The following is a 13,067-nucleotide window of genomic DNA, read 5'->3' as shown; positions in this document are numbered from 1 at the left end:
ATCTTTGAAAATGAAACAAATCATCTTAAAACCTATCAAAATAATACTAAAGAATCTATCATTTCTACTTTTAGTAGTGTTGCTTGCTAACTGTAGCTCTTCTAGCGATAAAGAACCTATTGACGAACCAGATGAGCCAATATTAACAAGTGATATGGATTTCTGGTTAACAAAAGGAGATCGTAGCGTACTTTTGAGTCAACAAGAAACGGTTTTAAGCTTTGGTACTAAACCGAATAATTATCCTCAAATTGAAATAAACGAAGGTAAAACCTTTCAAACGGTTGATGGATTCGGATTTACATTAACAGGTGGAAGTGCAATGGTAATAAATGAATTATCATCAGAAAAGAAAGCCGAATTATTACAAGAATTATTTGGCAATGGTGATAGCGATATATCTATTAATTATATCAGATTAAGTATTGGTGCTTCTGATTTAGACCCTGCCCCTTATAGCTATAATGATTTGGAAAGCGGTAAAACAGATTTAAACTTAGATAACTTTAGTTTAGATGCTGATAAAAGTGGTGTAATTTCCTTATTAAAAGAAATATTAAAAATCAACCCAAACATCAAAATTATGGCAACTCCTTGGTCGCCTCCAGTTTGGATGAAAGATAATGACAGCTTTAAAGGTGGCAGTTTACAAACGAAGTACTATGAAGTATATGCCAATTATTTTGTGAAATATATCCAAGATATGGAAGCAGAGGGTATTATTATTGATGCCATAACGCCACAAAATGAACCATTGCATCCTGGAAATGTACCTAGCTTATTAATGACTGCATCAGAACAAATCAATTTTATAAAAAATAACTTGGGACCTGCTTTTAAGGCTGCAAATATTACAACTAAAATAGTTGCCTATGATCATAATTGTGACCAACCAGAATATCCAATAACTGTTCTTAATGACGTTGATGCTAAACCTTTTATAGATGGTGCTGCATTTCATTTATATGCTGGTGATATTAATGCCTTAACTACCTTTCACAATGCACATTCTGATAAAAATGTGTATTTCACAGAACAATACACTGCATCAACTGGAGAATTTAAAGGAGATTTAAAGTGGCATTTAAAAAATGTAATTATTGGTTCTATGAGAAATTGGAGTAAAACAGCATTAGAGTGGAACCTTGCTAATAATACTTCTTTCGAACCTCACACTGATGGCGGTTGCACTACCTGTAAAGGAGCAGTAACCATTAGTTCTGGCGGAAATTTAACTAGGAATGTAGGTTATTATATTGTTGCACATGCCTCTAAATTTGTTCCGTTAGGCTCTACTAGAATTGAAAGTAATATTACGGGAGATTTAAACAACGTTGCTTTTAAAACTCCTGAGGGTAAAATAGTACTAATTGTAGAAAATGATGGTGCTACCAACCAAGTATTTACGATTAAGTACAAAGACAAATGGGTTATTGCAGCTCTAGATGCTGGTTCCGTTGGTACTTTTGTTTGGTAATAATCAAAAATAAAATCTTATTTACAAAATGAAAAACTTAGTCTTATTTTTGTTTTTAGTAATGTTTCATGTTGCTACATCTCAAAGCTTTTTGCATCGCGATGGACAAAACATTGTTGATAAAGATGGAAACAACATATTGCTTAGAGGTTTAGGTCTTGGTGGATGGATGGTTCAAGAAGGTTATATGTTGCAAACGGGAGCCTATGCCGGCCCACAACATGTTATCAAAGAAAAAATTATTGATCTCATTGGGGAAGAAAAGACAAAGATATTTTACGATGCCTATTTAGCGAATGGTATTACTAAAAGAGATATAGATTCTCTTGCGGCATGGGGCTTTAACTCTGTTAGATTACCTATGCATTATAACTTATACACACCTCCTATCGAAGATGAAACAACTGATGAAATTACGTGGATAGAGAAAGGATTTAAAATGACTGATGATGTACTCGAATGGTGTAAAGAAAATAAAATCTATCTTATTTTAGATTTACATGCGGCACCTGGAGGTCAAGGTAAAGATGCCAATATTTCAGATTATGACACTTCAAAACCTTCACTTTGGGAAAGTGATGCCAATCAGAAAAAAATGATTGCTTTATGGCGAAAATTAGCAAATCGCTATAAAGATGAACCATGGGTTGCTGGTTACGACATTATTAATGAGCCTAATTGGGGTTTTACAGGCCAAAATAAAAATGGCTGTGACGAAACATCAAATGCTCCTTTAAGAAAGTTAATGGTTGCTACTACCAAAGCAATCAGAGAAGTTGATAACAATCATATAATTTTTATCGAAGGTAATTGTTGGGGAAATAATTACGAAGGTGTTTTACCTGTTTGGGATGACAACATGGTATTAAGCTTTCATAAATACTGGAATTATAACACACTAGGTTCTATTCAACAAATGTTAGATTATCGCAAGCAGTACAATATCCCTATTTGGCTTGGTGAAAGTGGAGAAAATTCTAACGTTTGGTTTAAAGATGCCATTAGCTTAGTGGAAAAAAATAATATTGGTTGGGCATTTTGGCCAATGAAAAAAGTAGATAATATAGCTGGTGTGACATCCGTCACTATGAATCCTGATTTTGAAATTATTAAAAATTATTGGAAAGATGGCGGTGAGAAACCTTCTGAAGCGTTTGCTTTTAATGCTTTAATGCAATTGGCCGAAAATTACAACATGGAAAATGTTACAATAAAACCCGATGTAATTGACGCCATGTTCAGACAAGTAATGACAAACACTACGATCCCTTTTAAAAAACATACTGTTCCTGGAATTGTATATGCTACGGAATATGATTTGGGAACAAACGGTTATGCATATCAAGACGAAGATTTTATTAACTATAAAACAGATACAGGAATTCAAGGTCCATGGAATAAAGGAAAAAAAATGCGGAATGATGGTGTTGATATCCAACTTTGTAAAGATGATAATTCAAATGGATATGAGGTTTTTGACATTCAAGATGGAGAATGGTTACAATATACTGTTAACGCTATAGAGAAAGGTTCTTACGACATATTAATTCGATATTCAAGTACTATTAAGGAAGCTATAATTCATTTAGAAAACGAAAAAAAGCACATCTCAAAACCATTACTACTTACGAATACAACTGACAAAAGTGCAATTTATAAAATCGTAACTTTTAAGGATGTAAAATTAGTAAAAGGAGAAAACAAACTTAAAGTAGTTTTTGACAAGGGCGGCATTGCTTTAAATTATTTAGAATTTAAAATAAAAAAATAAAATTCCATGTATAAAATAAAGTCATTATTGTTCGTATTCTTATCAATAGCAATTTTATCATGTAGTAGTGACAGTGATAACGACGAACCTGCAACTACAAAACCATCTAACCTTTCAATTATCGGAAATATAACTGGAGTAGACAACGAAAATCCAAATGGAGATGGTAGCGGAATAGTAAACTTCACTATTAATGCCACAAATGCGACTTCTTATAAAGTATTGATAAATAATGAAACCTTAGATTTAACTCAAAACACATTTAGCTATACCTTTACTAAAAAAGGAACAAATGACCATACTATTATAGTTTCTGCTTACAACGCTAGTGGATTTACGAGTACAACATCTACCTTTAAAGTCTATGTAAATGATGTGTTAGCCTTAGTATGGCAAGATGAGTTTGACCAAGATGGTGCTCCAAATGGTTCTAATTGGGGCTATAATATTGGTAATGGCGATAATGGATGGGGTAATAGCGAATCTGAATACTATACAGATCGTTTGGATAATGCACAAGTCGAAAATGGACTTTTAAAAATTACAGCTAAGAAAGAATCGTATGAAGGTTTTCAATATACCTCAGCACGACTATTGACTGCTGGTAAGTTTGAATTTACGTATGGAAGAATTGATGTAAAAGCTAAATTACCTGCCGGTGGCGGTCTCTGGCCTGCAATTTGGATGCTCGGAGCCAATATAAATACAGTCGGCTGGCCTACTTGTGGTGAAATTGATATTATGGAATATGTAGGAAATAATCCGGGACATATTTCAAGTGCACTACACACCGCTTCTAGCTCAGGAGCAACAGTTAATTATAAAGCAAACACGATAACGAATGAAACTACTGAGTTTCATATCTACTCAATGGTTTGGACAGAAGAAAGTATTACTTTTTTATTGGATGATGTAGAATATTACACCTATAATCCAAGTACAAAAAACAATCAGACATGGCCATTTTCAGAAAAACAATTTATTATTTTGAATGTTGCTGTAGGTGGTAATTTAGGAGGTACTATTGATCCCGATTTTATTACATCAACCATGGAAGTTGATTATGTACGTGTATATCAGTAAACGTAACTATTTTATATATGTATGAGATAAAATGAATGCTATAAAAATCAAACTGAGTTTTCTTTCATTAAAAGAAACTCACTATTAAACTTTTTGTACTTTTGCATTTTATCAAAGTAATGGTATGCCTATACAACAAAAAGTCGCTTTTTATACACTCGGATGTAAATTAAATTTTTCTGAAACCTCAACAATTGCTAGAGGTTTTCAAGACAAGGGATTTACACGGGTAGACTTTAGTGAAAAAGCAGATATATATGTGATTAATACCTGTTCAGTGACTGATAACGCAGATAAACGATTTAAAACTATCGTAAAATCAGCTCTAAAACAGAATGATCAGGCTTTTCTAATTGCTATTGGATGTTACGCCCAATTAAAACCAGAGGAACTAGCAAAAGTAGATGGGGTTGATTTGGTTTTGGGTGCTACTGAAAAATTCAATGTTACTGATTATATAAATGATCTCTCAAAAAATGACAAAGGAGAAGTTCATTCATGTGAAATTTCAGATGCTAATTTCTATGAAGGCTCCTACTCTATTGGCGATAGAACACGTGCCTTTTTAAAAGTTCAAGATGGTTGCGACTATAAATGTACCTATTGTACGATTCCTTTAGCTCGTGGCATTTCTAGAAGTGATACCTTAGAAAATGTTTTGCAAAATGCAAAAGAAATTTCTGAACGCGGTATTAAAGAAATTGTATTAACTGGGGTAAATATTGGCGATTATGGTAAAGGTGAATTTGGTAACAAAAAACACGAACATACTTTTTTCGAACTCGTGCAAGCCTTAGAAGATGTTGTAGGCATACATCGTTTACGTATTTCTTCTATTGAGCCTAATTTGCTAAAAGACAAAACGATTGACTTTGTAGCGAATTCAAAAACTTTTGTACCTCACTTTCATATACCCTTGCAAAGTGGTAGCGATGATTTATTGAAGAGAATGAAACGTCGTTATTTAAGTAATACGTATACAAACAGAGTTAGACAAATTAAAGAAACAATGCCCAATGCCTGTATTGGAGTTGATGTTATTGTAGGCTTTCCTGGAGAAACTGATGCACATTTTTTAGAAACATATAATTATTTAAATGAACTAGACATATCTTATTTACACGTTTTTACGTACTCTGAACGTCCAAATACGGAAGCTGTTTTAATGGATCAAGTTGTCCCAAAAAATGTACGTCATAAACGTAGTAAAATGCTGAGAGGTTTATCCGTTAAAAAACGTAGAGCCTTTTACGAAAGTCAATTAGGAAATGATTTAATAGTATTGTTTGAAAACGAAAACAAAGAAGGTTACATTCATGGTTTTACAGAAAATTACGTTAAAGTAAAAACACCATGGAATCCTGAATTGGTAAACACCCTCCATCCTATTAAATTAAGAGAAATTGATGAAGATGGAATTGTTAAATTTGATTTTGTAAAACAACCTGATTTTGTAGCATGATAGAAAAAAAGCACCTCTATTTTGTGCCAGGTTTAGCGGCTAGTCCAGAGATTTTTGAATACATAAAACTACCTAAAGAACACTATGAAATTCATCATTTAGATTGGTTAATACCTGATACAAAAGAAGAAAACATTCAACATTATGCAAAAAGAATGTGTGATCGAATTACACATAAAAACCCTATTTTACTGGGAGTATCTTTTGGTGGTGTTGTTGTTCAAGAAATGAGTAAGCTTATTACAACAGAAAAAGTTATTATAATTTCAAGTGTAAAATGTAAAGATGAAATTCCTAAACGTTTAAAATTAGCTAAAATAACAAAAGCATATAAACTCTTTCCTGTAAAGGCTGTTACCAATATTGAAAGCTTAGCAAAGTATGCCTTTGGTGATACTATAAAAAAGCGTGCAGAACTTTATAAAAAATACCTCTCCATGCGAGATGATAATTATCTACCTTGGGCAATTCATAACGTATTAAACTGGTCTCAGGAAATACCATTACCCAACATAATTCATATTCATGGTAATAATGATAGTGTATTTCCCATTAAACATGTCAAAGGTTGTAAAGTTATAAAAGGAGGTACGCATTCTATGATCATAAATAAGGCAAGACCTATTTCTAAGTTATTGCTAGAAGTAATTTAGTATCTTTAACGCAACATTATTCCCTACTTGAAATAAAAAACAATACTCTATTTTAAAAGAATAAACCTTAAATTTAAGAAGTCGAACTATACTTATGAAGATTGAAAAAACATTTATCAAAGATTTACTAATTATTACACCTAATGTTTTTACAGATGAAAGAGGTTACTTTTCAGAAAGTTACAACAAAAGAAATCTGGAAAATTTAGTTAATGATGAATTTGTACAAGACAACGAATCTCTATCACATAAAGGAGTACTTAGAGGTTTGCATTTTCAAGCTCCACCATTTGCACAATCTAAACTCGTTCGTGTAATTACGGGAAGTGTTTTAGATGTTGTTGTTGACTTAAGAAAAGATTCGCAGACCTATGGACAACATTTTAAGCAAGTATTATCGAATAAAAACAAGACACAACTATATGTACCTAAAGGATTTGCTCATGGTTTTTCAGTACTCGAAGACAATACCATATTTAGTTATAAATGTTCAGATTACTATAATAAAGCCTCTGAAAAAGCAATTTTATGGAACGATAGCACGTTAAATATAGATTGGCAAATTAAAATGCCAATTATTTCTGAAAAGGATAAAATTGCAGAAAATTTCGCTAATTTTGTATCACCCTTTTAACAATCCCCAATATTATGAATAAGCCTCTTCGCATACTAGTTATATTAAGTGTTATTATTTTAAGTGGTGTTTTAATAAATGCTGCACAGCAAGACAGTGTAACTGAATATGAAAATACAGATACAACTGAAGTTACTGTCGAGCACGATAAAATAACAAGTGATTCTTATAATATCAAAGCAATAAAAATTCCAGAAAATCTAGAGTTTGCTGGCGAAAGAGTTCCTTTGGAGAAAGATTACATTAAGGAAGATGTCGATAGAGAATTTTTAGTGAATACCTATTGGCAATCGAATGGTCTATTATGGATTAAACGTGCAAATAAATACTTTCCAATCATAGAACCCATTTTAAAAGAAAAAGGTTTACCAGACGATTTTAAATATATAGCGGTTATTGAAAGTAATTTGATGAATGTAACCTCACCTGCCGGAGCAAAAGGCTTTTGGCAACAATTAAGTGGTGCAGCAAGAGAAAATGGCTTGGAAGTAAACAGTAATGTTGACGAACGTTATCATTTAGAAAAAACGACTCGTGCAGCTTGTGATTACTTAATAGACGCTAAAAAAACTTTTGGTACATGGGCTTTAGCTGCCGCAACGTATCATTCGGGTAAAGGAAATATTAATAAATACTTAAGGGAGCAAATGGTTGATAGTTATTATGATTTACTATCAGGCCCTAATACAGAACGTTATTTACCTAGAATTTTAGCAGCAAAGTATATCTTAAGCAATCCTAAAAAATATGGTTTTCAATTTGATGAGTCTGATTTATATACCTATCCTGAGCATACTACAATCAAAGTGGATACAGCTATTTCGAATTTAGCACAATTCGCTAAAGAGCATAATACAACTTACAGGGAATTGAAAATTTTAAACCCATGGTTACGTGAAAATAAATTGAATAATAAATCACGTAAAGTTTATTATATAGATATACCTAAGTAATCAATTTAAAAGATTTGATATTGCTCTCTGTTATAGAGGTTATTCCATTTAATAGGATGCCATTTCTTTTCTTGCAATTTCAAAATCTGACATAATTTCATTAACAATTTCAGAAGCTGGTTTTATGGTATGGATTAAACCTGCTATTTGACCTATTTCTAATTCACCTTCTTCTAAATCACCTTCAAACATGCCTTTTTTGGCTCTGGCTCTACCTAATAAACTTTTTAAGTCATCGATTGTAGGATTCTTTTTATACAAATCTTGAACATCATTAAAAAACTTATTCTTTAACAAACGAACGGGAGCTAGTTCTTTTAACGTCAACTGCGTATCTCCTTCCTTGGCCTCTACTACTTTTTGTTTAAAATTAATATGCGAAGAGCCCTCTTCACTAGCCACAAACCTACTCCCTATTTGAACAGCATCTGCACCCAATACCATAGCGGCTAACATTCCTCTTCCAGTGGCTATTCCACCAGCAGCAATAAGAGGAATCTTTATTTTTTCTTTTACCATGGGGATTAGCGTAAATGTAGTAGTCTCATCACGACCATTATGTCCACCTGCTTCAAAACCTTCAGCTACAATAGCATCAACACCAGCCTCTTGAGCCTTTAAAGCAAATTTCAAAGAACTGACAACATGCACTACAGTAATACCATTTTCTTTTAGAAAAGAAGTATACGTCTTTGGATTACCCGCAGATGTAAAAACTATTTTAACTTCTTCGTCAATTATAATTTGAAGTAGTTCTTTTATGTTAGGATATAACATGGGCACATTTACACCAAAGGGCTTATCAGTTGCTTTTTTACACTTTTGAATGTGTTCCTTTAATACATCGGGATACATAGATCCAGCTCCTATCAATCCGAGTCCACCAGCATTACTCACCGCTGATGCTAATCTCCATCCACTAGCCCATACCATTCCTGCTTGGATTAATGGATATTCTATGTTGAATAATTTTGTGATTTTATTATTTTCTAACATTGATTTAATTTAAGAAATTACTCCAGAACCTAACAACTCATCATCTTGATACCAGGCCACAAATTGACCTTCAGTAATAGCAGATTGTTGATTTTCGAATTCCACATATAGTCCTTCACTCATCTTATATATTGTAGCATTTTCCAACGCTTGCCTATATCTAATTCTAGCCTTTACTTGTAATTGTTGACCATCCTTTAATACCAAGTCCTCACGCACCCAATGAATTTCATCATTATTTACAAAAAGAACATTTCTATAGAGTCCTTTATGGTTTTTCCCTTCACCAGTATAAATAATATTTTCGTCAACATCTGTTTCTATAACAAAAAGTGGTTCTACAGTTCCACCAACAGCCAATCCCTTCCGTTGCCCTTTAGTAAAATAATGAGCACCTTGATGTTTACCAACTACTTTTCCATCATTTAAATGATATTCATATTTTGTAGCTTTATAGGCCAATTCCTCTTCTTTAGATTCAAATTTAGTTTTAGATCTATTAAAAACTGGAGCTTCATTAGGTATTTGAACAATAACACCTTCTTTAGGTTGTAATTTTTGCTGTAAAAATTCTGGTAGACGTACTTTACCAATAAAACATAAGCCTTGTGAATCTTTCTTTTCTGCTGTAATTAAATCTAAATCAGTAGCAATTTGTCTAACTTCAGGTTTCGTTAGTTCTCCAATAGGAAAAAGTGTTGTAGCCAATTGTTCTTGCGATAATTGACATAAAAAATAAGATTGATCTTTATTAGCATCCTTACCAGCTAACAATTGATAAGTTTCTTTACCATTATTCTCAATAATACCTTTACGACAATAATGTCCCGTTGCTACAAAATCAGCACCTAGTTCTAATGCTATTTTTAAAAAAACATCAAATTTTATTTCTCTATTACACAGTACATCAGGGTTTGGCGTTCTTCCTATTTCATATTCACGAAACATATAATCAACTATACGTTCCTTATATTCTTCACTCAAATCTACAACCTGAAAAGGTATTCCTAATTTTTCAGCAACTAGCATGGCGTCATTACTATCTTCTAACCATGGACATTCATTAGATATAGTAACCGAATCATCATGCCAATTTTTCATAAATAAGCCAATAACTTCATACCCCTGTTCTTTCAGTAAATAGGCGGCAACACTAGAATCTACACCTCCTGAAAGTCCTACTACGACTCTTTTCATTTTTAATTCAATTTAAATGCAAAGATAAGCATAGCGAAGGATATAAAAAACACCTCATTCATTAAGATGCATTGTAGAAATACAAATTCAATTTTTACTAAAAAAATGTTAAAATTCACATTTTGTTTAACTTTTTTACAAAATGTTTAAACAGTATTGAAATTTATTTATATATTTGTCGAAACTTTAAACATAAAAACGATGAAAAAACTATCAAAATTATTACCAGCATTTCTAGCCTTATTCCTTGTATTCTCATTTGTATCTTGTGATGACGATGACGATCCTAAACAACCAGAAATTAAAACCATAACTGATTTTGTGCAAGCCAATGAAGCCAATTACGGACTTTTACTTGAAGCATTGACTAAAGCAGATGGAGGATTGGCAACAGTACTTGACGGACCTGGACCTTTTACAGTTTTTGCACCAAATGACGCTGCATTTACAGCCTTTCTTTCTTCTAACGGTTTTGCAAATATTGATGCCGTACCAACTGACGTATTATCACAAATTCTTTTAAACCATGTTGTTAGCGGTGCTGTTAAATCAACAGGTTTATCAACTGGATATATTGAAACCTTATCTACACTATCTCCTGGTTCAGGAAATCTAAATATGCATGTAAATACTGAAGGCGGAGTTACTTTAAATGGTGGAGCCAAAGTTACTGCTGCTGACAATGTGTTAGAAAATGGAGTGGTTCATTTAGTAGACGAAGTTATTGGTTTACCAACAATTGTAACTTTTGCAACTGCAGATCCTAATTTCTCAACGTTAGTTGCTGCTTTAACAAGAGCAGATCAACCTGATTTTGTAGCCACGTTGTCTACAGCAAATGGAACAGATCCTGCACCTTTGACAGTTTTTGCACCAACCAATGATGCTTTTGGAAGTTTATTAACTGAATTAGGAGCTTCAGGACTGGATGATATAGATGAAGAAACATTGACTGCAACTTTACAACATCATGTTGTAGCGGGTGCAAATGTTTTATCCTCAGCTTTAACAGATAATATGACTGTTGGAACTCTTGGTGGAAATATAACTGCAAACGTTACTGGAGGTGCTACATTAACAGATGCTAACGATAGAGTAAGTAATATAGTGGCTGTGGATGTTCAAGCTGCTAACGGCGTAATACACGTAATAGACAAAGTGATATTACCTCCATTAAATTAAAATATAGTTTGGTTGGTTAGTTAGTTTAAAGGCCTTAACACCATTGTATTAAGGCCTTTTCTATACTAAAAATTTAATTTTTTTCTTGTTTTTTTGGACGTTCTTTCTTTTTGTTCGGTTGTTCTGTACTAATTAATTCTCCATCTACATAATTCTCCCAAGTACCCACTTTCTTATCATCCTTAAATTCTCCTTTTGTTGTAAGTTCACCTGTTTTTCTATTATAATAAACCGCTTTTCCATTTAACAAACCATTCTTATAATTAAAATGTTGATATAAATACCCCTTGATAGAATACTTTCTGTAAACACTATCCAATTTACCATCCTTAAAATACCCTACTTCTGTAGGTTTTCCTGTATTATAAAAGGTTTTATAGTCTCCTTCTAACTTACCATCGACATAATTTTCTTCTGACATTATTGTTTTACCATCATCATGAAAATATTGCCACTTCCCTACTCTTTTTTTACCATCCATTTTTCCACTACTTAGTAATAATCCTTCATCACTGTAAAAGCCAACATCAGCAATGTCATCATTAGTCTTATATTTTTTTATTACATTCGGATAATCAGACTGAGCCGCTGAGTAATATTTAAATGTTCCTACTTCCTTACCATGTTCAAAGGTACCTCTATAACGAATCCGACTATTACTGTAATACTTTTTCCAAACTCCATGTCTCTTTCCATTTTCATCTAATTGGTTGCTATCATCTTGTGAGAATGACAAATGAGAGCCCAAAATTGCGACTATCAAAAATATATAGGGTAGTTTAATTTTTTTCATAAACATTGTTCTTTTCTATTTCGTTAAACAAATAATGTTCCAACTCTAATTTTTATAACAATTTAACGCAACATTCAATGATAAATTATAGAGATAATAAAGAATATTATTAACTGGTATACAAAAAAAAAGTTAATATTTATAATATTTTCCTTTTTTTTCTGTTAAAATACATCCAAAATGTGGCGATTAAAACAGTTTTTAATTCTTAATGTAGTCTATGAACGCAGTTAAAAATATGAATAAATATTCTTTAATAAAAGAACTTAACATAATACCCAATACAAATAGAGAAAGTCTTAAGAAACTTTCAAAAATAATTCTTACAGACCAGTCTTTATTTGAATCATTGGTGGAAATATCATTTGATTATGATAATGATATTTCATTAAAAGCTATTGCTACATTAGAGATAGTTGTTGAGCAACGTCTTGATTGGATCGCTTATAATTTATCCTATTTCACAAAGAACATTTCCAAATTAAGTGATGAGAATGCTATTAAATCAGTATCAAAAATATGTAGTTTAATAGCCCAAGAATATACGTCTAAATTCGATTCGCCAATTAAACTGATATTAACACATGAACAATTATCTGAAATAATTGAAACGTGTTTTGATTGGATGTTAAAAGATTATAAATCGAATACCAAAACCAATGCAATGGACACATTATTCTACATTGGTAAAAAAATTGGATGGATTCATTATGAAATGAAATTGATAATTAATAAAAATATTTCGAATGAAAGTGCCAATTATGCGTCAAAAGCTAAAAAAGTATTGGATTTAATTGAAAAAACAACCGTTGCTTAGAAAAGCTCTTAATTACTTTTCTGTTCATTAGTTTTCATTTATTTTTACA

Annotated in this window: 12 protein-coding genes; 9 read left to right on the top strand and 3 right to left on the bottom strand. The window is 32.2% G+C overall.

The annotated features are described in order from the left end of the window. Positions 1 to 10: 10 nt before the first annotated feature. From D3P13_RS16890 to D3P13_RS16860, 7 genes are all read left to right on the top strand, one after another. Complete coding sequence (locus tag D3P13_RS16890) at positions 11 to 1,477, top strand: glycoside hydrolase family 30 protein (protein ID WP_117884059.1); 1,467 nt, start codon at positions 11 to 13, stop codon at positions 1,475 to 1,477. 28 nt (positions 1,478 to 1,505) lie between these two features. Then, complete coding sequence (locus tag D3P13_RS16885) at positions 1,506 to 3,248, top strand: cellulase family glycosylhydrolase (protein ID WP_117884058.1); 1,743 nt, start codon at positions 1,506 to 1,508, stop codon at positions 3,246 to 3,248. Between the two features lie 6 nt (positions 3,249 to 3,254). Continuing rightward, positions 3,255 to 4,331 (top strand): glycoside hydrolase family 16 protein, encoded by a 1,077-nt coding sequence (locus tag D3P13_RS16880; protein ID WP_117884057.1) that lies wholly within the window; start codon positions 3,255 to 3,257, stop codon positions 4,329 to 4,331. 124 nt (positions 4,332 to 4,455) lie between these two features. Beyond that, the gene (mtaB, locus tag D3P13_RS16875; RefSeq protein ID WP_117884056.1) at positions 4,456 to 5,793 is read left to right on the top strand and encodes a tRNA (N(6)-L-threonylcarbamoyladenosine(37)-C(2))-methylthiotransferase MtaB; all 1,338 of its coding nucleotides are present in this window, start codon (positions 4,456 to 4,458) and stop codon (positions 5,791 to 5,793) included. Beyond that, a complete protein-coding gene (locus D3P13_RS16870) occupies positions 5,790 to 6,446 on the top strand; it encodes an alpha/beta hydrolase (RefSeq protein ID WP_117884055.1) in 657 nt (218 codons plus the stop codon). Before mtaB ends, D3P13_RS16870 begins: the two co-directional genes overlap by 4 nt. A 94-nt stretch (positions 6,447 to 6,540) precedes the next feature. Then, a complete protein-coding gene (gene rfbC, locus D3P13_RS16865; RefSeq protein ID WP_117884054.1) occupies positions 6,541 to 7,080 on the top strand; it encodes a dTDP-4-dehydrorhamnose 3,5-epimerase in 540 nt (179 codons plus the stop codon). A gap of 14 nt (positions 7,081 to 7,094) precedes the next feature. Next, positions 7,095 to 8,033, top strand: coding sequence for a lytic transglycosylase domain-containing protein (locus tag D3P13_RS16860; protein WP_117884053.1), 939 nt, complete (start codon positions 7,095 to 7,097; stop codon positions 8,031 to 8,033). Positions 8,034 to 8,081: 48 nt separating this feature from the next. On the opposite strand, the gene D3P13_RS16855 is transcribed toward D3P13_RS16860, so the two are convergent. Together D3P13_RS16855 and mnmA are read right to left on the bottom strand one after the other, a co-directional pair. Beyond that, on the bottom strand, positions 8,082 to 9,029 hold the full coding sequence (locus tag D3P13_RS16855) for an NAD(P)H-dependent flavin oxidoreductase (RefSeq protein WP_117884052.1): 948 nt from the start codon (positions 9,027 to 9,029) through the stop codon (positions 8,082 to 8,084). Between the two features lie 9 nt (positions 9,030 to 9,038). Then, positions 9,039 to 10,226 carry a tRNA 2-thiouridine(34) synthase MnmA gene (gene mnmA / locus D3P13_RS16850; protein WP_117884051.1) on the bottom strand — a complete coding sequence of 396 codons (1,188 nt, stop codon included), beginning with the start codon at positions 10,224 to 10,226 and terminating at the stop codon, positions 9,039 to 9,041. A gap of 201 nt (positions 10,227 to 10,427) precedes the next feature. On the opposite strand from mnmA, the gene D3P13_RS16845 reads away from it, so the two are divergent. After that, entirely contained in the window at positions 10,428 to 11,408 is a 981-nt protein-coding gene (locus D3P13_RS16845) for a fasciclin domain-containing protein (protein WP_117884050.1), read from the top strand. A gap of 73 nt (positions 11,409 to 11,481) precedes the next feature. On the opposite strand, the gene D3P13_RS16840 is transcribed toward D3P13_RS16845, so the two are convergent. Continuing rightward, a complete protein-coding gene (locus D3P13_RS16840) occupies positions 11,482 to 12,201 on the bottom strand; it encodes a toxin-antitoxin system YwqK family antitoxin (RefSeq protein WP_232829225.1) in 720 nt (239 codons plus the stop codon). 238 nt (positions 12,202 to 12,439) lie between these two features. On the opposite strand from D3P13_RS16840, the gene D3P13_RS16835 reads away from it, so the two are divergent. After that, on the top strand, positions 12,440 to 13,018 hold the full coding sequence (locus D3P13_RS16835) for a hypothetical protein (protein WP_198680055.1): 579 nt from the start codon (positions 12,440 to 12,442) through the stop codon (positions 13,016 to 13,018). Positions 13,019 to 13,067 lie beyond the last annotated feature (49 nt).

Origin of the sequence: Aureibaculum luteum (assembly GCF_003449015.1) — a bacterium.
Taxonomy (GTDB): domain Bacteria; phylum Bacteroidota; class Bacteroidia; order Flavobacteriales; family Flavobacteriaceae; genus Aureibaculum; species Aureibaculum luteum.
The sequence above is the reverse complement of the archived record's forward strand: the minus strand, read 5'-3'. Positions and strand labels throughout refer to the sequence as shown.

What these genes read in the sequence shown, in the direction of transcription:
- D3P13_RS16890 (WP_117884059.1), top strand. Translation starts at nt 11, where the DNA reads ATGAAACAAATCATCTTAAAACCTATCAAAATAATACTAAAGAATCTA.
- D3P13_RS16885 (WP_117884058.1), top strand. Translation starts at nt 1,506, where the DNA reads ATGAAAAACTTAGTCTTATTTTTGTTTTTAGTAATGTTTCATGTTGCT.
- D3P13_RS16880 (WP_117884057.1), top strand. Translation starts at nt 3,255, where the DNA reads ATGTATAAAATAAAGTCATTATTGTTCGTATTCTTATCAATAGCAATT.
- mtaB (WP_117884056.1), top strand. Translation starts at nt 4,456, where the DNA reads ATGCCTATACAACAAAAAGTCGCTTTTTATACACTCGGATGTAAATTA.
- D3P13_RS16870 (WP_117884055.1), top strand. Translation starts at nt 5,790, where the DNA reads ATGATAGAAAAAAAGCACCTCTATTTTGTGCCAGGTTTAGCGGCTAGT.
- rfbC (WP_117884054.1), top strand. Translation starts at nt 6,541, where the DNA reads ATGAAGATTGAAAAAACATTTATCAAAGATTTACTAATTATTACACCT.
- D3P13_RS16860 (WP_117884053.1), top strand. Translation starts at nt 7,095, where the DNA reads ATGAATAAGCCTCTTCGCATACTAGTTATATTAAGTGTTATTATTTTA.
- D3P13_RS16855 (WP_117884052.1), bottom strand. Translation starts at nt 9,029, where the DNA reads ATGTTAGAAAATAATAAAATCACAAAATTATTCAACATAGAATATCCA.
- mnmA (WP_117884051.1), bottom strand. Translation starts at nt 10,226, where the DNA reads ATGAAAAGAGTCGTAGTAGGACTTTCAGGAGGTGTAGATTCTAGTGTT.
- D3P13_RS16845 (WP_117884050.1), top strand. Translation starts at nt 10,428, where the DNA reads ATGAAAAAACTATCAAAATTATTACCAGCATTTCTAGCCTTATTCCTT.
- D3P13_RS16840 (WP_232829225.1), bottom strand. Translation starts at nt 12,201, where the DNA reads ATGAAAAAAATTAAACTACCCTATATATTTTTGATAGTCGCAATTTTG.
- D3P13_RS16835 (WP_198680055.1), top strand. Translation starts at nt 12,440, where the DNA reads ATGAATAAATATTCTTTAATAAAAGAACTTAACATAATACCCAATACA.